Source organism: Lichenicoccus sp., assembly GCF_965277665.1.
Taxonomy (GTDB): Bacteria; Pseudomonadota; Alphaproteobacteria; order Acetobacterales; family Acetobacteraceae; genus Lichenicoccus.
Window position 1 is genome coordinate 174,526 of sequence record NZ_OZ255835.1, and the last position, 20,890, is coordinate 195,415.

17 protein-coding genes and 3 pseudogenes are annotated in these 20,890 nt (G+C 66.4%); 6 read left to right on the forward strand and 14 right to left on the reverse strand.

Translation table 11 applies throughout. The annotated features are described in order from the left end of the window. Positions 1-6: 6 nt before the first annotated feature. The 3 genes from ACQY4O_RS00810 to ACQY4O_RS00820 all read right to left on the reverse strand — a co-directional run bounded on the left by ACQY4O_RS00810 (position 7) and on the right by ACQY4O_RS00820 (position 1,738). Positions 7-606 carry an NADPH-dependent F420 reductase gene (locus ACQY4O_RS00810; protein WP_428374358.1) on the reverse strand — a complete coding sequence of 200 codons (600 nt, stop codon included), beginning with the start codon at positions 604-606 and terminating at the stop codon, positions 7-9. A gap of 203 nt (positions 607-809) precedes the next feature. Then, the gene (locus ACQY4O_RS00815) at positions 810-1,544 is read right to left on the reverse strand and encodes an SDR family NAD(P)-dependent oxidoreductase (protein WP_428374359.1); all 735 of its coding nucleotides are present in this window, start codon (positions 1,542-1,544) and stop codon (positions 810-812) included. 71 nt (positions 1,545-1,615) lie between these two features. Continuing rightward, positions 1,616-1,738: a hypothetical protein gene (locus tag ACQY4O_RS00820; protein ID WP_428374360.1), complete on the reverse strand. Its 123-nt coding sequence runs from the start codon at positions 1,736-1,738 to the stop codon at positions 1,616-1,618. Positions 1,739-1,819: 81 nt separating this feature from the next. On the opposite strand from ACQY4O_RS00820, the gene ACQY4O_RS00825 reads away from it, so the two are divergent. Beyond that, entirely contained in the window at positions 1,820-2,716 is an 897-nt protein-coding gene (locus ACQY4O_RS00825; RefSeq protein WP_428374361.1) for a LysR family transcriptional regulator, read from the forward strand. Positions 2,717-3,256: 540 nt separating this feature from the next. Here ACQY4O_RS00825 and ACQY4O_RS00830 read toward each other — a convergent pair. Then, on the reverse strand, positions 3,257-3,556 hold the full coding sequence (locus ACQY4O_RS00830) for a DoxX family protein (RefSeq protein WP_428374362.1): 300 nt from the start codon (positions 3,554-3,556) through the stop codon (positions 3,257-3,259). Positions 3,557-3,634: 78 nt separating this feature from the next. Further along, a pseudogene (locus tag ACQY4O_RS00835) lies at positions 3,635-3,799 on the reverse strand (ester cyclase); the annotation flags it as partial. Between the two features lie 79 nt (positions 3,800-3,878). Here ACQY4O_RS00835 and ACQY4O_RS00840 point away from each other — a divergent pair. Then, a complete protein-coding gene (locus tag ACQY4O_RS00840; RefSeq protein WP_428374363.1) occupies positions 3,879-4,097 on the forward strand; it encodes a hypothetical protein in 219 nt (72 codons plus the stop codon). Positions 4,098-4,306: 209 nt separating this feature from the next. Then, positions 4,307-5,968, forward strand: a complete 1,662-nt coding sequence (locus ACQY4O_RS00845) for a methyl-accepting chemotaxis protein (RefSeq protein ID WP_428374364.1) — start codon at positions 4,307-4,309, stop codon at positions 5,966-5,968. Positions 5,969-6,130: 162 nt separating this feature from the next. Here ACQY4O_RS00845 and ACQY4O_RS00850 read toward each other — a convergent pair whose 3' ends face one another. From ACQY4O_RS00850 to kdgD, 7 genes are all read right to left on the reverse strand, one after another. Continuing rightward, positions 6,131-7,069, reverse strand: a complete 939-nt coding sequence (locus ACQY4O_RS00850; protein WP_428374365.1) for an SMP-30/gluconolactonase/LRE family protein — start codon at positions 7,067-7,069, stop codon at positions 6,131-6,133. Then, the gene (locus ACQY4O_RS00855; protein ID WP_428374366.1) at positions 7,066-8,319 is read right to left on the reverse strand and encodes an MFS transporter; all 1,254 of its coding nucleotides are present in this window, start codon (positions 8,317-8,319) and stop codon (positions 7,066-7,068) included. Before ACQY4O_RS00855 ends, ACQY4O_RS00850 begins: the two co-directional genes overlap by 4 nt. Before the next feature lie 70 nt (positions 8,320-8,389). Next, on the reverse strand, positions 8,390-9,730 hold the full coding sequence (gene gudD / locus ACQY4O_RS00860) for a glucarate dehydratase (RefSeq protein WP_428374367.1): 1,341 nt from the start codon (positions 9,728-9,730) through the stop codon (positions 8,390-8,392). 18 nt (positions 9,731-9,748) lie between these two features. Then, positions 9,749-11,083: an enolase C-terminal domain-like protein gene (locus ACQY4O_RS00865; protein WP_428374368.1), complete on the reverse strand. Its 1,335-nt coding sequence runs from the start codon at positions 11,081-11,083 to the stop codon at positions 9,749-9,751. Between the two features lie 11 nt (positions 11,084-11,094). Further along, positions 11,095-12,642 (reverse strand): galactarate dehydratase, encoded by a 1,548-nt coding sequence (gene garD, locus ACQY4O_RS00870; RefSeq protein ID WP_428374369.1) that lies wholly within the window; start codon positions 12,640-12,642, stop codon positions 11,095-11,097. Beyond that, the gene (locus tag ACQY4O_RS00875; RefSeq protein ID WP_428374370.1) at positions 12,642-13,985 is read right to left on the reverse strand and encodes an MFS transporter; all 1,344 of its coding nucleotides are present in this window, start codon (positions 13,983-13,985) and stop codon (positions 12,642-12,644) included. Before ACQY4O_RS00875 ends, garD begins: the two co-directional genes overlap by 1 nt. A gap of 114 nt (positions 13,986-14,099) precedes the next feature. Beyond that, a complete protein-coding gene (kdgD, locus tag ACQY4O_RS00880) occupies positions 14,100-15,014 on the reverse strand; it encodes a 5-dehydro-4-deoxyglucarate dehydratase (RefSeq protein ID WP_428374371.1) in 915 nt (304 codons plus the stop codon). Positions 15,015-15,116: 102 nt separating this feature from the next. On the opposite strand from kdgD, the gene ACQY4O_RS00885 reads away from it, so the two are divergent. Together ACQY4O_RS00885 and ACQY4O_RS00890 are read left to right on the forward strand one after the other, a co-directional pair. Further along, the gene (locus ACQY4O_RS00885) at positions 15,117-16,022 is read left to right on the forward strand and encodes a LysR family transcriptional regulator (protein WP_428374372.1); all 906 of its coding nucleotides are present in this window, start codon (positions 15,117-15,119) and stop codon (positions 16,020-16,022) included. A 166-nt stretch (positions 16,023-16,188) separates the two neighbouring features. Then, positions 16,189-16,605, forward strand: a complete 417-nt coding sequence (locus ACQY4O_RS00890; protein WP_428374373.1) for a helicase-related protein — start codon at positions 16,189-16,191, stop codon at positions 16,603-16,605. Between the two features lie 326 nt (positions 16,606-16,931). On the opposite strand, the pseudogene ACQY4O_RS00895 reads toward ACQY4O_RS00890, so the two are convergent. Further along, a pseudogene (locus ACQY4O_RS00895) lies at positions 16,932-17,144 on the reverse strand (DUF2398 family protein); the annotation flags it as partial. Further along, positions 17,141-18,580, reverse strand: a pseudogene (locus ACQY4O_RS00900) (TIGR02677 family protein). The pseudogenes ACQY4O_RS00895 and ACQY4O_RS00900, both read right to left, overlap by 4 nt. 270 nt (positions 18,581-18,850) lie before the next feature. On the opposite strand from ACQY4O_RS00900, the gene ilvD reads away from it, so the two are divergent. Beyond that, the gene (gene ilvD, locus ACQY4O_RS00905; RefSeq protein WP_428374374.1) at positions 18,851-20,716 is read left to right on the forward strand and encodes a dihydroxy-acid dehydratase; all 1,866 of its coding nucleotides are present in this window, start codon (positions 18,851-18,853) and stop codon (positions 20,714-20,716) included. The last annotated feature ends 174 nt before the right edge of the window (positions 20,717-20,890 follow it).

Genomic DNA, 20,890 nt, shown 5'->3' on the forward strand with positions numbered 1-20,890 from the left:
GATTGATTATTGCTCCTTCTTGAACAAATCCTGGAAGATGAGCGGGCCCCAAGTGCGGCCGCGTGCGTGCACCAGCGCGCCGCCCTCGTTGAGCTTTCCCAGCTTGACGGGTGCGAACCCGAGTTGTTTGGCCAGGGCCGCCACGGAAGCGGTCGCGTCCTCGTCGTCGCTCGACAGAAAGACGACCCGGTGGCCGCCCTCGACGATCGGATCGGCAGCCAGGGTGGCCGCAATCAGGTGATTGAAACCTTTCACGAGCTTGGCGCCGGTGAACGCCTTCGCGACGAAGGCGGACGACAGGAGGCCGTCCATCTCGTCGAGCGGAACTAAAGCGTTCATCGCGTCGATGACCGTCTTGCCTTTCCAGCTCGGCAGGGCGTTGGCAACCTCAAGATGCTCCCCAAACGGGACCGCCAGGATGATCGTGTCGGCCTCGAGTGCATCCCGCAGCGACTTGGCGACGACCGTGGGTCCAATCGCCTGAGCCCGTGGCGCCAACGCCTCGGGCGGCCGGTGGCTCGCGACGGTCACGTCGATGTTTTTACGGGCGAAAGCGTGGGCGAGGGCCTGGCCTATCTTGCCGAATCCGACAATCGCATAGCTCATGATGCTTCTCCGATCCGTGTTGGTATTGGTCCCCCGGCCTGCAACGGCGTTGGGTTTTCCGTTCCGCCGTGTGGCGACCTTCGCGTCGTCGTCCTGCCGTGAACGACTTCCACGCGGCCGGACTGACCGTTCAGCAGGAAGTCGTTCCACGATGGACCTGCTGGTTCCCGCCGGTCAGCTGCTTGCCGCGATCCGGCGCGAATTCAGATGGCCGAGAAGCCGCCGTCGACAGACAACTCCACCCCATTCACGAAGCTCGAATCGTCCGAGGCAAGAAACAGCGCGACCGCCGCAATTTCCTCAGGGCGCCCCATCTTTCCCCGCGGGATCAGGGATTCGAACATCCGCTTCGCCTCCTCGGTGAGCACTTGGTCCTGCATCGGCGTGGCGATCGGCCCCGGGCTAAGCACGTTCACCCGGATATTCCTGCCCTTCAGTTCGTTGAGCCAGGTGCGTGCGAATGAGCGCAACGCCGCCTTGCTCGCCGCATACACGCCGTAACCAGGAAAACCTTTCACCGAAGCAACTGACCCGGTCATGAAGATCGATCCGCCATCGTTGAACAGCGGCAACGCCTTCTGAATCGTAAACAGCGTGCCGCGCGTATTCAGGCCGAAGGTCACATCGAAATGCCGCTCGGTGATCTCGCCCAGTGGGACGGCCTCGCCCATGCCGGCGCTCGCGTAGAGAACGTCGATACTGCCCTTCTCCCGCTTGACCGTGTCGAACAGGCGGTCGAGGTCGTCGAGATTGGCCACGTCGCCGCGCACGCCGGTCACGTTCCGGCCGATCAGCTTGACGGCCTCGTCGAGCGCCTCCTGTCTCCGGCCCGTGATGAACACATAGGCGCCTTCCTCAACGAACCGCCTGGCGCTTGCCAGCGCCATGCCGCTCGATCCACCCGTGATGACTGCAACCTTACCGTCTAGCTTTCCCATAACTTCCCTTTCAGGCTCCGTCCTTGGTTGTTCGGGGAGGCCCCGAGAACCCCGAAATGGGTCTGCCGGCGTCAGGCGTTGAGTGCGGAAGCGCGCACATCGGTGGTGCGAAATCGATCCGGCTGGACGCTCGCGCCAGCCGCGACGATCGGTTCGCCGTTCGGAATTGGGCCGCGTCGGTCGACATAGGCCATGATGGCCGCCCGTACTGCTGTTCGATGTGCTAGATACGGGCTTTGGAAGGCGCACCGCACCGCGCGGTGCCAGACTGCACCATGATCGACTGGGATGACGTTCGCTACTTTCTTGCCGTTGCGCGCGGAGGCTCGGTGCGGGCTGCCGCCGAGGGCCTCGGGGTGTATCACTCGACCGTGCTGCGACGCATCGCACAGCTCGAGGAACGCCTCGGGGCGAAGATGTTCGAAAAGCGGCCGGCGGGCTACCGCCTGACGGAAGCGGGCGAGGAGGTCCTCGAGCTCGCGAACCAGATGGAAGCGTCGTCGCACCAGCTGGAGACGCGCGTCTTTGGGCGCGACCAGAGCGTGCGCGGGCTTCTGCGGGTGACGTTGGCTCCGACCCTCGCGACACACCTGCTCATGCCGGACTTCGCCGATTTCGTGCGTCTGCATCCGGACATCGAGATGGAGATCTTGTCGTCCGGCGAGCTGGCAAATCTGACCAACCGAGAGGCCGACGTGGCGATCCGCGTCGTTTACGACCGCAAAACCCTGCCGCTCAATCTTCACGGCCTGAAGGGACCGGAGCTGTTCGGCGGCGTCTACATGTCCTGCGATCAACTAGCCGCATGGCGTGCGGGCGCGCCTGATCCCATCCGGTGGATCGTCATAAGCATTCATGGTATTCCAGATTGGTCCAGCGAGGGTGAGGTTCGCACCACGGGGGTTCCATTCAGGACCACGGACGCCGAGGGGCAGATCGTTGCTGTACGGCAAGGGCTCGGGATCACGACACTGCCGTGCTTCGTCGGAGATGCCGACCCCCACCTGGTGCGGGTGCCGGGCACCGACCTGCACATGTACGGAACGCTCTGGCTTGTCACACAGGGGGAGACACGCAAGACGAAGCGCGTGCGGCTCTTCACGGAGTTCGTATCCCGCAGGCTCGCCGCGTACGCGCCGCTTCTCGCGGGGCTGTCCATATCGCCCGACTGACGCGCGGCAGGTCACCGATGGCGCTGTCTCGGGCGTAAGGCTGTATCAATTACGCAGCCCGATGTAGATCTCGCGACGGAGTCTGGTGGTAGACAGCCTCGCGACCGTCTTTTTTGGGAACTGCCGGCACGGCTCGGTCGGCGGCCGTCAGAAAGAAATCGACCGGTTGATACAGATAGTCGCTGAAACCGAGCAAATCGTGGACCCTCAAAACCGGTGTTTGAAATCAAGAGCGCAACTTGCTGACGGATCGGCAAGACGGTTCTTCATCGTGCACCGAAAAGACTTGCGCTGCTAATCAGCGAGTTACCATAGCTGTGAACCATCGAGTGGGAGTGCTGGGATACCATAGGCAGCGACAGCTCAGGTTCGGCGGGATTTCCTCCGCCTGTCACCTGGCCGCTAGTGGCCTCCGCTCGGTCCTTCCGCTCCGTCTCAGCGCCTATGAACTAAAGTGGGCCCGGCGTTGGTCGACGGCCGCATCTGCCTGACGAACAACGCCACCGAGGCATTGGCTCTCGGCGAGCCTCATTGCCTGTCCTATCCATGAAGGACGATTGCCACCGACGCCGCCGTCAGCACGATGGCGCCCGGTAGGTGCGTCCAGTCGCGATGACGGACCAGCGTCATCAGCGCGGCCAGAAGGATCGCGGTGCTGCCGACCGCGCCGGCACGCGATGTTGCCGGGATCAGCAGCAGCAATCCTGCGGTTATCTCAAGCGCGCCGGTCACCCGATGAAAACCGGCCGGGTAACCCCAGCGCCCGAAGGACTCGCGGACCGATCCGGGGCCGACGAAGTTGATCGCCTCGGCCCCGACCATCGCGACGCCGAGCGCCATTGGAAGCCAGACAGTGATAAGTTGGCTCGCATGCATGGATGCTTGCTCCTCGTCTCGTTGGCCGCTGCATCGACTGCGCTACGATGGCTGGCGAAGTGGCGGCACGGCGCCGACTTGGGCGAACATGTCGAGCGTATTGAGCTCGTCCCAGTGCCCGACGAAGCGTCCGTTCTCGACCCGCCAGATATCGATCGAGCGCATCGCAAAGGCGTTGCCCGTCGCGGGATAGCCGAGGAAGTTCCCGTGTGCGTTCCCTCATAGCGGTAGCGGCCCACCACGGGGGCGCCTGTTTTGGGAGGCAGGGCCGCGTCAGGTCCGGGCCGTGATCGCGCAGCTCTGGGCGGAAAATCATGATGCCGCAACAGCGCCCAGCATCGCCGAGCAACTCGTCCAGCTCGCGCTGGGCGACGCCTATCAGGAGCTGGTCCTGGGAACCGGATCGCCTGCGCCCGAGATCTTTGAGCGGCAGATTGACGCGGCACTCAGTCTCTTTGAGCCGAGTTCTCGTCGGCGTCGGCCGCGACCGGACGATGAAGATTAAGCGTCGGTCACGACCCGATGGCTGCCAGGGTCCCGGGGGGTGATCGATGCGGTATGGATAGGCTGGTTTTCCAAGGAAAACAGCCCCTTGCGAGACTCAGGAACAATCGAGTGGGAGTGACCCGATTCACCAATCGTTCATCTTGGTCTCGTATCAATCAGAGGCTGCATCCTTCACCGCGCGGAGCGCGACCAGCGAATGAACAGGCCATGACGATCGATGCCGAGCAGGAAAAACGGTTCAAGGCCTTCGGCATCGTGCCCGCCGATATCCAGCGGCTGAAAGGCCAGGCCGGGTTCGCGACCTCGCGACTGCCTCGCTTGCTCGAGGAGCTGCACGTCGCCTTCGCGAGCTGGCCGGAGATGCAGACCGCGTTGATGGATCCCGTGGTGCACGCGATCCGCGTGAAGCACTGGACACGCGTCGCCAGCGGCGCGCTCGAGGAGGGCTTCCTCGAATCCGCGCAGGCGCTCGCCTCGGCGTTCTACAACAACAAGGTCCCCGGCTACGCCGCGGCGATCTGCCACGCCAGCGTGATGAACGGGATCATCAAGGATCTCGGACTGGCCGAGGGCGGTCGCACCGGCTTCGGCGCATGGTGGGGCACGAGGCGGCGCTCGGCCGAGCAGGCGCTGCTCCGTGCCAGCTTGAACAAGGTGGCCTGGCTCGACCTGGAGGTTCTGCTCGAGACCTATACGGAGGCGGAACGGCAGAGCCGGGAGCTGGCGCTGACCGGCATGGCCGAAAAGATCGAGCACGAGGCCGGGGTCGCGGTCGAGAGGCTGAGCGCGCTGACCGGCGAGATGTCGGCCATCGCACGGGCGATGTCGAGCACCGCGACCCATACCGGCCAGAACGCCTCTGAGGCGGCGCTGGAAGCCGGCCAGACCCTGCTCACGGCGCAGACCGTGGCGAGTGCCGCGGAACAGCTGACGGCCTCCATCCGCGAGATCATGCAGCAGGTGACCAGTTCCAGCATGGCGGCGCAGAAGGCGGTCGCGGCGGGCCGGGGGGCGCGTGCGAGCATCGAGGCGCTGTCGCATCAGGCCGAGCAGATCGGTCAGGTCGCCGACATGATCGCCGACATCGCGTCGCGCACCAACCTGCTGGCCCTGAATGCCACCATCGAGGCGGCGCGCGCGGGAGATGCCGGCAAGGGATTTGCCGTGGTTGCCAGCGAGGTCAAGCAGCTCGCCAACCAGACCGCCCGCTCCACCGAGGATATCGGCCGCCAGATCAGCGCCGTGCGCAAGGCGACCGGACTTGCGTCGGAAGAGGTCACGCACATGGTGAGCATGATCGGCGAGATCGACAGCATCAGCGCGTCGGTCGCGGCCGCGGTCGAGGAGCAGAGTGCTGCGACCGCGGAGATCGCGCGCAGCATCGGCGAAACCGCGGCTGCCGCGAATCGCATGGCCGGTCGTGTCGAGGATGTGCGTAACGCCGCAGGGGAGACCGACAAGCAGGCCGCGACCGTTCGCACGACCGCCGGCGTGCTGGAAGCGGCCGTCCAGCAGCTGCGTCAGACGGTGATACGCGCCGTGCGCACATCCACCAGCATCGTCGATCGCCGGAAGGCGGCGCGGGTCCAGGTGGATCTGCCGGCGCGGCTGTCGCTCGATGGCCGGCCACCTGCGGACGTCCGCGTGCGCGACTTGTCCGAGACCGGTGCCTTGCTGTGCGGCAACGCCGGAGCGGTTCGCGGCGCATGCGGCAGGCTGTCGGTGAGCGGGATGGATTTCGCGGTCAGCGTGCTCGCCGTTCAGGGGTCGGATCGGCTCAGCGTCGGCTTCACCCTGCTCGAAGCCCAGCGCAGCAGGATGGCGATGTTGCTGGAACGAGGCGATCAGGAGCTCAAGCAGGTCGCGTAGCGAGGCGTCAACCATGGTCTCCCAGCCGCAGGTGATCGCCAACCTGATCCTCAGAGCAGCCGATCGCGGGCAGTGAAAACCGGCGGAATGCCGACCGCTCGAAGGCCTGGTCGATCAGCCGTCAGCACCTCCGATCCCGATTGTCGAGCTCGGAGGCCATGCTCACGTCGCCCCTTGGCTGTTGACGAACACGGCGTAGAGGCCGTGTCCGCACGCCATGAAGAGGCGGTTGCGGTGGCGGCCGCCAAAGCACAGGTTGGCGCAACGTTCCGGCAGGCCGATCCGTCCGATCGGAGAGCCGCCCGGCTCGAAGACCATGACACCGTCCAGTGCCGGATCGCCCATGCCCCAGCCGACCCAGAGGTTGCCGTCGACGTCGCACCGCATCCCGTCCGGCGTTCCTGGCCCTGCGTCGATCAGCACCCGGCTGCCTCCGAGCCTGACATCGCCGACCACATCGAAGGACCGGATCTTCCGGGAGGGCTCGCCACGAGACTCGACGACGTGCAGGACGCGCTCGTCGGGCGAGAAGCACAGCCCGTTCGGCCCGAGCACGTCGTCGGCGACGACGCTCGCTTGTCCGGAGTGCGGGTCGATCCGATAGACGCAAGCCGGCAGCTCCTGGGCCTCCACGGCTCCCTCGTAATGCGTCTGCAGGCCAAAGGGCGGATCCGTGAACCAGATGCTCCCATCGGACTTGACCACCACGTCGTTTGGCGAATTGAGGCGTTTGCCATTCCAGCGATCGAGCAGAACGGTGATCGAGCCGTCATACTCGGTCCGGGTCACGCGCCGGCCACCGTGCTCGCAGGTGACGAGGCGCCCGCTCCGGTCGCGGGTATTTCCGTTGGCGAATCCGGACGGGCTGCGGAATACGCTGGTCCGGCCACTCGCCTCGTCCCATCTGAGGATACGGTTGTTGGGAATGTCGCTCCAGAACAACGACCGGCAATCACCGAACCAGACCGGCCCCTCACCCCAGCGCGTTCCTGACGCGAGGCGCTCGATGCCGGCATTCATCAGGCGATAGCTCGCGAAGCGCTTGTCGAGGATCTCGATGGCGGGATCCGGATAGATCTCGCTCGGAAGCCATCGTGTCATGACTGCCTCCCGACGGGAACGCCGAGGGCAGGACCTGCAGGTCGCCGGGATCGGGTGACCCTGCCATACAGCAGAAGCGAGATGCCACCCAGCAGGACGAGCGCGCCGAGGACCATGAAGCCCACGGTGTAGGAACCCGTGCTGCTCCTCAGGAGCCCGACCAGGAAACCGGCGATCGTCCCACCGGCTCCTGCACCCAGCCCGTTCATGATCCCCGATGCAGGTCCGACGGCCGAAGGCGCCACACTGTCCTGCAGGATCGTCCAGATATTCGGCGTGTAGCTGCTGGCGTAGAATCCCAGGGCAAGCGTGATCAGCACGAGCTTCGGATAGGCGGCATCGACCAGCGGAAGCAGGAGCAGCACGACACCGGGAAGCAGCAGGCCGAGGGCCGCGATCAGCACGCGTTGCCCGGTCCGGTCGCTCAGGATCGCCATGGGGATGGCCAGCATGATGGCAAGGAGGTAAGGCAGCGCGGTCGCTAGTCCCTGGCCCGACCCTGTAAAGCCGAGCGAGCGGACGACCAGCGGTAGCCAGAGCGTGATGCCCCAGAACAACATGCCCTGGGTGACATAGCTGAAGACCAGCAGGCCGAAGGCGGGACCACCAAGCAACCGCAGGCTCAGCGGCTCGCGATACGGCCGTGTCGCCTGCATCCGGTAGGGTGCCTGCGACGCCGGCCGAAGTGCGATGCTGTAGAGCGGGACGATCACGACGAGCCCGGTGGCGCCGGTGGCAAGGAACAGGATACGCCAACCGAACGCGTTATAGATCGGGGTCAGTGCGATGAAGCCCAGGGCCAGCGCCAGGAATTGCCCGTAGTACTGGATCAGGCCGTTCGCCCTGGTGCGCTCGTGCGGTGCGAACCAGTTCTGGGCGAAGCCGGACTGCTGCGGCCAGTAGATGCCCTCCGCGACACCGAGGACAAGTCGGCATGTCACGAGCACGGCGACGGAGGATGCGAGGCCGATGGCGAGCGTTGCGACCGCCCAGATCGAGATGCAGGCGATGACACCGTGTTTCGGATCAAACCCGCGGGTCGCGACGCCGCCGACGACGTTCGCCGCGGCATAGCCGATCAGGAAGGTCGTCAGAACCCAGCTCGACGTGACGGCGAAGCGGGCTCTGGCAAAGCCCGTGTCGCGCGCGATCTGCGGCAGGCCCACGGAGAGGTTGGTCCTGTCCAGGTAGGCGACGAACAACCCCAGCATCAGCGTTCCGCCGATACTGAGCCACCTCGATTCGTTCACGCCGCCATCCTCCCGATTTCACTTTGAGGTCCGTCGCACGCCGATTTTTCGATGCGCGGCTGTCGCCTCTCTACCGCACCAGGCAGGGCCGCTTGTTGTCGAACACCCAGCCCGGGATCAGGAACTGCATGGCGGCTGCATCGTCCCGGGCACCAAGCCCCATCGAGAGATAGGCGCGGTGCGCTGCCTCCAGCGCCTCCGTGTCAAGCTCGATTCCGAGACCCGGCTTCGGCGGTACATGCACCATGCCGTGCTCGATCTTCAGCGGCTCACGCGTGAGCCCTGTCCCGTCCTGCCAGATCCAGTGCGTGTCGATGGCCGTGACGTTGCCCGGCGCCGCGGCGCCGACATGGGTAAACATCGCCAGCGAGATGTCGAAATGGCTGTTGGAGTGCGAACCCCAGGTGAGGCCGAACATCTGGCACAGCTGCGCGACGCGCACCGACCCCTGCATCGTCCAGAAATGCGGATCGGCCAGCGGAATGTCCACTGCCTGCAGCTGGATGGCATGCGCCATCTGCCTCCAGTCGGTCGCAATCATGTTGGTCGCGGTCGGCAGCCCCGTCGCGCGGCGGAACTCCGCCATGACCTCGCGCCCGGAGAACCCGTGCTCGGCGCCGCAGGGATCTTCCGCATAGGCGAGCACGTCCTGCTTGTCGCGACACAGGCGGGTTGCCTCGGCCAGCGACCAGGCCCCGTTGGGGTCGAGCGTGATGCGAGCATTGGGGAAACGCTCGTGCAGGGCGATGACTGCCTCCATCTCCGCATCGCCCGCCAGCACCCCGCCCTTCAGCTTGAAATCGTTGAAGCCGTATCGCGCCTCGGACGCCGCCGCGAGACGAACGATCGCGTCCGGCGTGAGCGCCTCCTCGTCACGCAGGGCGAACCAGGCGTTCGCCGCGTCCGGCGCTGCTCGATAGCCGAGGGTGGTCCTGCGGCGGTCGCCGACAAAGAACAGGTAGCCCAGCATCTCGACCTTGTCGCGCTGCTGGCCTTCACCCAGCAGGGCCGCCACCGGTACGTCCAGGAACTGGCCGAGCAGATCGAGCAGTGCTGCTTCCACGGCGGTCACGGCGTGGATGGTCGTGCGCAGATCGAAGGTCTGCAGCCCGCGGCCGGATCCGTCACGATCGGCGAACGCGGCACGGATGGCGGCAAGCACACGGTTGTAGGTGCCGGTCGGCTGGCCCACGACCAGCGGACGCGCTTCCTCGAGTGTCAGGCGGATCGCTTCTCCGCCGGGCACCTCGCCGAGCCCGGTCCGGCCTGCGCTGTCCTCAAGAACCACGACATTGCGCGTAAACCAAGGGGCGTGCGCGCCGCTCAGATTGAGTAGCATGCTGTCTTGTCCTGCCACGGGGACCACCCGCATGGCGGTAACGATGGGCGTACCGCGATCCGTCGCGTGCATGAGAACCCCCTTTGCCGTTCAGCGGTCCAAGGCGGGACGCCTGCGGTCGAAGCGCCAGCCCGGGATCAGGTGTTGCATGGCGATCGCGTCGTCCCGATTGCCTCCAGGCAGGCTGCGATAGAGCCGGTTCGCCGCATCGACTTTCGCCATGTCGAGCTCGATGCCGAGCCCCGGGGCAGCCGGGACGGCGATCGCGCCACCGACGATTGTCAGGGGATCGCGCGTGAGGCCTTGGCCTTCCTGCCAGATCCAGTGCGTGTCGATCGCCGTCGGGCGACCGGGCGCCGCCGCGGCGACATGGGTGGACATGGCCAGCGAGATATCGAAGTGGTTGTTGGAATGACAGCCCCACCTGAGGCCAAGGTCATCGCAGAGCTGGGCCACGCGCACAGCCCCCGTGAGCGTCCAGAAATGCGGGTCCGCCAGCGGGATGTCGATGGCGCCGAGTTGCACCGCATGGACGAGCTCGCGCCAGTTGGTCGCGATCATGTTGGTCGCCACCGGAAGACCTGTCGCGCGACGGAACTCCGCCATGATCTCGCGTCCCGAGTAGCCGGGCTCGGGGCCGCAGGGGTCCTCGGCATAGGCCAGCACGCCGGACAGGCCGCGACAGAGTCGGATGGCTTCGTCGAGCGACCAGGCGCCGTTCGGATCGAGGGCGACGCGGGCCCGAGGGAACTGGCGGGCAAGTGCGGTGACCGTCTCGATCTCTGTCTCACCTCTAAAGACGCCGCCCTTGAGCTTGAAATCCCTGAAGCCATAGCGGTCCTGGGCGGCCTGCGCGAGACGAAGCACCGCCTCGGTATGCAGCGCGGGGGCACGGCGCAGCCGATACCAGTCATGGCTGCCGGCTTCGGCCTCCGCATAGGGCAGGCCGGTACGACGGTGGTCGCCGACATAGAACAGGTAGCCAAGCACCGTGACGGCATCGCGCTGCTTGCCGGGGCCCAGCAGCTCCGCCACCGGCACGCCCAGGAACTGGCCCAGCAGGTCGAGCAGGGCGGCCTCGACTGCCGCCACGGCATTGACACGGAGTTCGAAGGTCCAGGCGCCGCGCCCGAATGTCTCGACATCGGAGCCCTGCGCCGCGCTCTGCAGGGTCGAGATCAGGCGGTGCAGCCTTCCGATCGACTGGCCGACCACTTGCTGGGCCGCCATCTCCAGCGTTCGCAGGATCACCTCGCCGCCCGGCGCTTCGCGTACGCCGACATGGCCTGCGCTGTCCTCCAGTACGACGAGGTTGCGCGTGAAGCAGGGGCTGTGCGCGCCGCCGATATTGAGCAGCATGCTGTCATGGCCGGCCACCGGGATGACCCGCATACCGGTGACGATGGGGGTGTCCGGGGTGCTCATGATCGGGAGGGTCAGGTTACCGGGGCGGGGTTGAACAGGGCGAGCGCGTTGTGGAGCTTCCAGCGCTCCGCCCAGCTTTGCTTGCGACCGCTTGCCACGTCGAGGATCAGTTCGAAGAGCTCCAGCCCCACCTCGTCGATGCTCGCCTCGCCGGTGGCGATGCGCCCGGCATTGAGATCGATGAGATCGTGCCAACGCTCGGCGAGCGCGTTGCGGGTTGCGACCTTGATCACGGGTGCGGCGGCGAGGCCGTAGGGCGTGCCGCGGCCGGTCGTGAAGACATGCAGGGTCATGCCGGCGGCGAGCTGCAGCGTTCCGCAGATGAAGTCGCTCGCCGGGGTCGCCGCGAAGAGCAGCCCGTGGCACTCGGCGCGCTCGCCTGGCGGCACCACCCCGGAGATCGGCATCGTGCCGGATTTCACGATCGATCCCATCGCCTTTTCGACGATATTGGCGAGACCCCCGGCCTTGTTCCCCGGCGTCGTGTTGGCCGATCGATCGACGCCGCCGCGCGCAAGATAGGCGTCATACCAGCGCATCTCGCGAACCAGGGCTTCGGCGACCGCGGGGGTAGCGGCGCGCGCGGTCAGTTGGCCGATGCCGTCGCGTACTTCGGTCACCTCGGAGAACATGACCGTGGCACCCGCCCGAACCAGACGATCGACGGCGACGCCGACCGCGGGATTGGCCGTCATCCCGGAGAGCGCATCGCTGCCGCCGCATTGCACGCCGACGACGAGGTCCGACACCGGACAGGGCTCCCTGCGCCGTTCATCGAGTTCCGCTAGACGGCCGTCGGCTGCTTGCAGGATCGCGCCGATCATCGAGTCGAAACCGACATGCGTCTCGTCCTGCAACCGGACGAGCGGCAGGTCCTGCAACGGCGCGCCGATCAGCCGCTCGGGCTGCAGCTTCTCGCAACCCAGGCCGACCAGCATCGGCCTGCCGCCGAAGTTCGGATTGCGCAGGATATTGCGAAGCGTGCGGATGGGGATGTCGGCGCCGGGCGCATCGATCGCAACGCCGCAACCATAGACGTGATCCAGCGCCACCACGCCGTCGACGTTCCTGTAGCGCGGCAGCAGCTCCTCGCGGATGCGCCGGGCCGCATGGTCCACCACGCCGGCCACGCACTGCACCGTGGTGCCGATCGCCAGCAGGTTGCGGGTGCCGACCGTGCCGTCCAGGTTGCGGTAGCCGTCGAACCAATAGCCGTCCAGCGGCGGCAGACCCGGCTTCCCGGAAGGCGGCGCAAGCCGGTCCAGCGAGGGCGGGGCGGGCATCAGCAGGGCCGCGCCATCGACCCAGTCGCCGCAGGCGATCGGCCGGGCGGCATGGCCGATCACCGCGCCATAGCGCCGGATCGGCTCGCCTTCGGCAATGTCGCAGAGCGCCACCTTGTGGCCCTGCGGCACCGGGCGGCGCAGGATCTGCCCGCCCGAAAGATGGGTGCCGGCGGGAAGGCCGCCGCTGTTGCCGATGGCAGCCACGTTGTCGGACGCATCGAGGCGGAGGACGATCGGGTTGCGTGGCTCGACCATGGCAGATCTCTCCGCCATCAGCGCAGCTCCAGCCGCCTGATGGGACCGACGATCACGAGATAGCTCATGACGGCAAGGACCGCATGGGCGCCGACAAACGCGAGGCCGCCATCGAAGGACCCGGTTCCCTGGACGATGTAGCCGATCGCGATCGGCGTCACGACCCCCGAGAGATTGCCGATCATGTTGAAGACACCGGCGCAGACGCCGGTCATTTCCTTCGGTGCGATATCGGCCATGACCGCCCAGCCGAGGGCGCCGACCCCCTTGCCGAAAAAGGCGAGCGCCATCACCGCGATGACCACGGCGTCGAGCGCCACGTAGTTCGCGACCACGATGCTGGTCGAGAGCAACATGCCGGCCACGATCGGCAGCTTGCGCGAAACGGTGAGGGAGTACCCCCGGCGCTGCAGGCCGTCCGAGACCAGGCCGCCGAGGATGCCACCAAGAAAGCCGCACATTGCCGGGATCGCCGCGACGACGCCCACCTTGAGGATCGACATATGGCGAACCTGGACGAGATAGACCGGGAACCAGGAGATGAAGAAATAGGTGAGCGCGTTGATGCAGTACTGGCCGATGAAGACGCCGACCATCATGCGCGAGGCGAAGAGTTGCCGGACCGTGCTCCATCGGAAGGCCCGCGGCCGGCCGGCGGCTGTCGCTCCCTGCGCCGCATCGATGCGCACAAGGGCGCCGCCCTGCTCGATATAGGCGAATTCCGCCTTGTTGACCGATGGATGCTTGTCAGGATCGTAGATCACCCGCAGCCAGACGATTGACGCGAGGATGCCGGCTCCCCCCATCACGAAGAAGACCGACTGCCAGTTGATGGCGTGGATGATCCAGCCCATGATCGGCGCGAACAGCACGGTCGCGAAATACTGCGCCGAGTTGAAGATCGCCGACGCGGTGCCGCGCTCGTTGGCGGGAAACCACGCGGCGACGATCCGGCTGTTGCCCGGGAAGCTCGGCGCCTCGGCGAGGCCCACCAGGAAGCGCAGCAGGACGAGCGTGGTGACCACCAGCCCGATGCCGTGCAGCAGGCCGACAAAACCCTGCAGGAGGGTGACGCCGGACCAGGTCAGGATGCTCCAGAAATAGACCCGCCGCGATCCGAACCGGTCGAGCAGCCAACCGCCGGGGATCTGGCCGATGACATAGGCCCAGGAGAATGATGCAAAGATGTAGCCGAGCCCGACCGAACCCAGGCCGAGCTGCTTGGACATCGGTGCGCCGACCATGGACATGGTGGCGCGGTCACCATAGTTGATCGCCGTCACCAGGAAGAGCATGGCGACGATCGTATATCGGATGTTGCTGCGCCTTGTGGAGCCTGCGGCCACTATGTAGCTCGCCATTCTTTTTATCCCTCGGACCTTTTCGTCGATCGGCGGACGGCCTGCGGCACTCCCTGCTGTCATGTCCCTCACGGACGTCTCGTCCGACGCAACCGCTCTGCGGTGGCCGCTCGATCAGGAACGGGACCCGATGAGACCTGACAGGGTTTCGAACTCCTCGGAGGTGAGATCCGTGAGGGGAGACCTCACCGGGCCGGCAGGCCGTCCGATCACACGCATTCCGGCCTTCACGATTGAGACCGCATAGCCCTTCCGGCGATTACGCAAGGCGATGTATGGCAGGACAAAATCCCGCAGTTCCTGATAGACGGTCGCGTGGTCGCGTCGGCGTACCGCTGCGTAGAAATCCTGTGCCCAAACCGGCATGAAATTGAAGATTGCCGAGGAATAGGTTGTCACGCCCATTTCCAAGTAGGGCAGCGCGAATGTCTCGGCCGTCGGCAGTCCACCGACATAGGTGAACCTGTCCCCGAGCCGGGCATAGATCCGCGTCATCATCTCGATGTCGCCGACACCGTCCTTGAAGCCGACCAGGTTCGGGCAACGGTCTGCGAGGCGGGCCAAGGTCGTGTCGTCGAGCTTGGCATTGGCCCGGCTATAGAAGATGACGCCCAGCCTGGTTGCCGCGCAGACACGCGCGACGTGGTCCGCAAGACCGCTTGCATCGCAGTCGGTGAGGTAGGGTGGGAGGAGCAAGATGCCATCGGCCCCGGCTTCCTCAGCCGACCGGGCGAGTTCGCTTGCCATCACCGTCCCATACCCTGCCGGCGCGATCACCGGGATCTTGCCGCCCACCTCTTCGACGGTGGCTTTCACCAGGAGCGCCACCTCACCGGGGGTCAGCGAGAAGAATTCGCCGGTTCCTCCGGCGGCGAACAGGCCCGCCGCCCGATGCTCGAGCAGGACGCCGAGGTGCTCGCGGAACCGCGACAGATCGAGCGCGAGCCTGTCGTCGAAGTGGCTTACCGGGAAGGACAGGAGGCCGCTGCCGATCGCGGCCGCCATCTCCTGCGGGTTGTAGGTGCTCATGGCTCTGGCCTCCCTTGGTTCGCGTCCTGAGGGAAACCCTAGGCGGCCGATCGACATAGGTCTAAGACTAAATCGGTATTGATCGATGCGGGAATTGGATTGATGCTCGACCTTCCGCAGCTTCGTGGCTTCCTCGTGCTGGCAGAAGAACTCCACTTTGGCCGTGCAGCGGCCCGGCTGAACATGACGCAGCCGCCGCTCAGCCGGCAGATCCAGTTGCTGGAGCATGCTGTGGGAGCGGCTCTCTTCAGCCGCAGCAGCCGAGTGGTGCGGCTCACACCGGCGGGGCGATCACTGCTGCCGGAAGCGCGCACCATTCTGCGGCTGGCCGAGAATGCTGCGCTTTCGGTGCGTGCGGTCGCCCAGGGCTCGCTCGGCGACGTCGCGATCGGCTTTACCGCTGCCGCCGGCTACGGCACCCTGCCGAAAATCGTCGGCCTCTGTCGCAGCAGCCTGCCCAAGATCGAGCTGCGCCTCAAGGAGATGGTGACGAGTGTGCAGATCGACGCCCTCATCGCCGGGCGGCTTGATCTCGGTCTGCTGCGGCCACCGGTAGCGCGCGACGGGTTGCTCTGGCGGGTTGTGGAAGCCGAACCGCTGCACGCGGCTCTTCCGGCCCAGCATCGGCTGGCCATGCGGTCGCAGCTGACGCTGCAGGACTTGAACCACGAAGACTTCGTGATGTATTCGCCCGATGAGGCGCGGTATTTCTACGACCTTCTTGTGGGTATTTTCAGCCGCGCCCGGGTCAGCCCTCGATTCGTCCAGCACATCAGCCAGATCCATTCCGTCCTCGCTCTCGTGCGGGCAGGTCTTGGAATCGCTCTCGTGCCACAGGGAGCGTCGAGCCTGCGCTACGAGGGGATCGTGCTGCGCCCGATCGTTGATCTCGTGCCGGTCGATCCTGTCGAGCTCTGCATGGTTTGGCGGGAAGACCACGACAACCCCGCGCTGACCCAAGCCCTCGCGCTGATCGAGATGGGTCCGGAGTCTGACAAGGTGCTGTAGGCGAATTCCGATATGAGCCTCGGTAAAGGACGAAGCCGGCCGCGTCACCGGCTATACCGGGCTCGAAAAAGCCGGCCAGACGCTGTCGCCGATCATGATCCGCCGCCGCAGGTCGTAGGTCTTGCGGCAACTCCCCAGCCGGACCGACCAGAACTTGCTGATGCCGATGACCGAGATGCAGATGGTGCACCACGAGGACAATGCCGAGAGTGTCAGGAGGATCGTCGTTCGCTGGCGCAGGACCCGCTTCCTGTCGACCGATGCCGGCAGCACCGGCCTCAATCTGCAGCATGCCTCGACGCTGGTGAACATGGACCTCCCGTGGAATCCGGCGGTTCTCGAGCAGCGTATCGCGCGCATCCATCGCTTGGGCCAGAAACGCCCGGTCCGGGTCAGCAATTTCGTGGCGAAGGGCACCATCGAGGAAGGCATGCTGTCGGTGCTGGCGTTCAAACGCTCGTTGTCGGCGGGCATTCTCGACGGTGGCAACGGCGAGATTTCGCTTGGCGGCTCGCGCCTCAACCGCTTCGTGAAGGACGTGGAAAGCGTCACCGGCCAGAGCTGGGCGAGGGCGAGGCCGTGACGGCCGTCGAGGAAGCGGCCGGTGTCGCCAACGACGAAGCTGCCACCACGATGGATGCGGCGGGGACACTTGCCGACGTCGCATCGGTCGAACCGTCGCTCAAGCAAAGTTCCGATCCCTTGCAGGCCCCGGATCCCTTGCAGGCCCTGGTGCAGGTCGGCGCGCAGTTCGTCGCCGCTCTCGCGACCGCCAACGATCCCAAGGCGCCGGCGCCCCCATGGATCGAACGCGATCCGGTGACCGGCGCGCGGAACCTCAAGATGCAGCTGCCGCCGCCGGAGACCATGCGACTGCTTGCCGGGGCGCTTGTACAGCCGCGCGCCCTCGCGCTCCACCTGCAAGATCCAGCCTGTCTCGCGCAGGAACCACTCGCGCAACGCCTCGCTCTGGCGGCGTATTGCGGCGAAATCATCATTGGACGGGCTCATCAACGGGGTCATCAACAGGGCGCGCACGCAGGCACGGAATTCCTCGCGCTGGACGCGTTGCTGCTGTCGGCTGAGGCCGCTCTCGTCGCCATAGCCGTCCGCTTCCGTCATCGGCCGTCCAAGGGCGTGATGGTGATCATATGATCACGTCCGGCGAAGACTCCGCGCGGCGTGGCGATCCTGGCGTGACTGTCCGGGGCAAGCGGCTGCAGGTGAATGTGCACCAGGCCGTCGCTGGTCTGCCGTTGCACAGTCGCCTCCGGCCGGGTCTGTTCACTCAGCGCTTCTCCGAGCAGGCTCAGGAACAGGCCGAAGGCATGCAGGTCGAGGTCCTCCAGGTCCGACAGTCGCGCCGGCCGACCAGTGGCAAGACGCCTGCGCGCCGCTTCCACCTGAGCCGCTTCCTCCGCGAACTGTCGGGCTAGGGTCGCGCGATCGTCGGCGCGATCCCGCACCCGGGGCAGCGGTCCGCGCGGAGCGGCTTCGCCGTATTCACGCAGACGGGGGTGGATCCTCAGCGGCCGGGCGTCCGCCCACGCCGTGCTTGCCGGCGGGTCTGCTTCGGCATCGGTGTTGAGCGAGAAGTGCCTCGCCGGATTGAGGGCGAAGGCGGCACGCGCAAGCCGGTGCGCCTCGCCGTCATCGCCGCAAGCGGCAAACCAGCCAGCGAGCACGCGAAAATCCGCCGACCGATCGCTGCGGCCGCTGCGCCGCTCATTGAGAGCGGCGATCGTAGCCAGCAATTGCGGGATCGCGGACCGTGCCCGGGCCCGCAGAAGCTCCGCTTGCGGCGGCTCGTGGCCTGTGGGGAGGAACCAGCCGCGCAGGCCCCGCCAGCGCTCTCGCCACGCCTGCAGGGTGCGGCTTTGCTAAGCGGCCTGGGTTCGCGCGTCACCGGGCGCCGCGTCGCGCGCCTCGCGTTCGGCCACATGGCCCAGCAAGGCGTCGATGCCGGGCTCCAGGGCCAGGATCAGACGGGCGATGGTGTCGAAGCGGCGCACCAGGTCTCCCATGAATCGCTCCAGATACTCGATCAGCCGCGTCTTGTATGTGGCGATGGCGCCGGCTTCGGCCTGCTGCAGCTCGATGCTGCGGACGACGCCCGCCATGAACGCCTGCGCGTTCTCGGCGAGGCCTTCGAAGACGCGCACCAGATCACGCAGCGTCTCGTGGATCTTGGCGATGTCGGTTTCGGCTGCGCTGGCCAGCGCGTGCAGGGCCTGCAACTGGCTCGCGATGTCTTCGAGCGCCACCGTCTGCAGTTCGGCGCGGCGTTGCAAGGTGCGCGCGAACACGGCCAAGGCCGATTCCACCGCCTCGCCTCCCTGAGACAGGCGGTAGAGGAAGCGGGCGCGGTAGAAATCGCCGAGGCTGGAGACCCGCGCCGTGTCGTGTTGGGATTCGAGATTTCCCCATTCCGCCAGCTGTCCGAGCGCTGCGTTCACTTCCTCGATGCGCGGTCGGTTCGGCCAGTCGCCTCCGGCGAGCACTTCGTCCAGCCGCAACTGCAACCGATATTGCCGCTTGGCCGCGGCGAAGACGTCCATGATTCAGCGGTAGAACTTAGCCTTTTCCGCGCTCACGTGCCGGAACAGATCGGCCGGGTCATTGGCGACTTGCGACATCAGTCGTTTTCACTTTGTTCTTTCGCCGGGTCAAGAACCCGGAGGTCGATCCTACGTCGATCGGGCAGAAGCCGACTCCGGGGCGTGCAGCAGGCATCCCCGGAAAGCGGTTCACCCTCGCGCCGGGTTGGCCTAACACTACCGGTCTCAGCGCCCCTGCTTTCCGGGCGCGACCAGGCCAGGACCCGACCGATGCCCGCATACCGCTCCCGCACCACCACGCACGGACGCAACATGGCCGGCGCCCGCAGCCTGTGGCGGGCGACCGGCATGCAGGACGGGGATTTCGGCAAGCCGATCATCGCCATCGCCAACTCCTTCACCCAGTTCGTGCCCGGCCACGTCCACCTCAAGGATCTCGGCCAGCTGGTGGCCGGCGAGATCGCGGCGGCCGGCGGGGTTGCCAAGGAGTTCAACACCATCGCGGTCGATGACGGCATCGCCATGGGCCATTCCGGCATGCTGTACAGCCTGCCGTCGCGCGAGCTGATCGCCGATGCCGTCGAATACATGGTGAACGCGCACTGCGCCGACGCGCTGGTCTGCATCAGCAACTGCGACAAGATCACGCCCGGCATGCTGATGGCGGCGATGCGGCTCAACATCCCGGCGGTGTTCGTCTCCGGGGGGCCGATGGAGGCCGGCAAGATCATGGCCGAGGGCAGCATCCGCCGCGCCGACCTGATCACCGCCATGGTTGCCGGCGCCGACCCGAACGTGACCGACGCCGAGAGCGACGTCATGGAGCGGTCGGCCTGCCCGACCTGCGGCTCCTGCTCGGGCATGTTCACGGCGAACTCGATGAACTGCCTGACCGAGGCGCTGGGTCTGGCCCTCCCCGGCAATGGCAGCCTGCTCGCCACCCACGCCGACCGAAAGCGCCTGTTCGTCGAGGCCGGCTGGACCATCGTCGACCTCGCCAGGCGCTGGTACGAGCAGGAGGACCCCGCGGCCCTGCCGCGCGGGATCGCCACCATGGCGGCGTTCGAGAACGCGATGTCGCTCGATATCGCCATGGGCGGCTCGACCAACACGGTGCTGCACCTGCTGGCCGCCGCCCACGAGGGCGAGGTGGGGTTCATGATGGCCGATGTCGACCGGCTGTCGCGGCGGGTGCCGAACCTGTGCAAGGTGGCGCCGTCCAAGGCCGACGTGCACATGGAGGACATCCACCGCGCCGGCGGCATCATGGCGATCCTGGGCGAGCTCGACCGTGCCGGGCTGATCGACACCACCACCGCCACCGTGCATGCCGCCAGCATGGCCGAGGCGCTGGCACGCTGGGATGTCCGCGCACCCGGCCGCGAGCCGGACGACACCGCAAGCACGCTGTTCAGCGCGGCTCCGGGCGGCGTGCGCACGACCGAGGCGTTCAGCCAGGACTGCCGCTATGTCGCGCTGGATACCGACCGCGCCACCGGGGTGATACGCGACCTCGAGCATGCCTTCAGCCGCGACGGCGGCCTCGCGGTGCTGTTCGGCAATATCGCGCCCGAGGGGGCGATCGTGAAGACCGCCGGCGTCGATCCGGCCTCCCTGGTGTTCAGCGGCCCGGCGCGCATCTTCGAGAGCCAGGACGACGCGGTTTCCGCCATCCTGGGCAACCGGGTGGTGGCAGGCGACGTGGTGGTGATCCGCTACGAGGGCCCCAAGGGCGGCCCGGGCATGCAGGAGATGCTGTATCCGACCAGCTACCTGAAGTCGAAGGGGCTCGGGACGTCGTGCGCCCTGATCACCGACGGGCGTTTCTCCGGGGGCACCGCCGGGCTGTCGATCGGCCACATGTCGCCGGAAGCGGCCGAGGGCGGCGCCATCGGCCTGATCGAGGAGGGCGACCGCATCGAGATCGACATCCCGGCGCGCCGCCTGGCGGTGGCGCTGTCGGATCAGGCGCTTGCGGCGCGACGAGCCGCGATGGACGAGCGCGGTGCGGCCGGATGGCAACCAGATCGAAATCGCACCGTCTCGCCGGCACTGCAGGCCTATGCGGCGCTCACCACCAGCGCCAGCCGCGGCGCTGTCCGGGACGTGACACAGGTGCAGCGGCGCAGACTTTGAAGCGCGTCGCGATTCGCGGGTCCATCCACAGGCTGTGGATAGAGGGGATCGAACGGCCAGCGTGTTGCGCCTGCAACAGCGGCAACCTGCGCGGTCATCAACTGCTTGCACCGACGGCTTGAACCTTATCTAGTGGTTCGCGTCGTAACCGGGCCCATCATCTAGCGTTTTCTC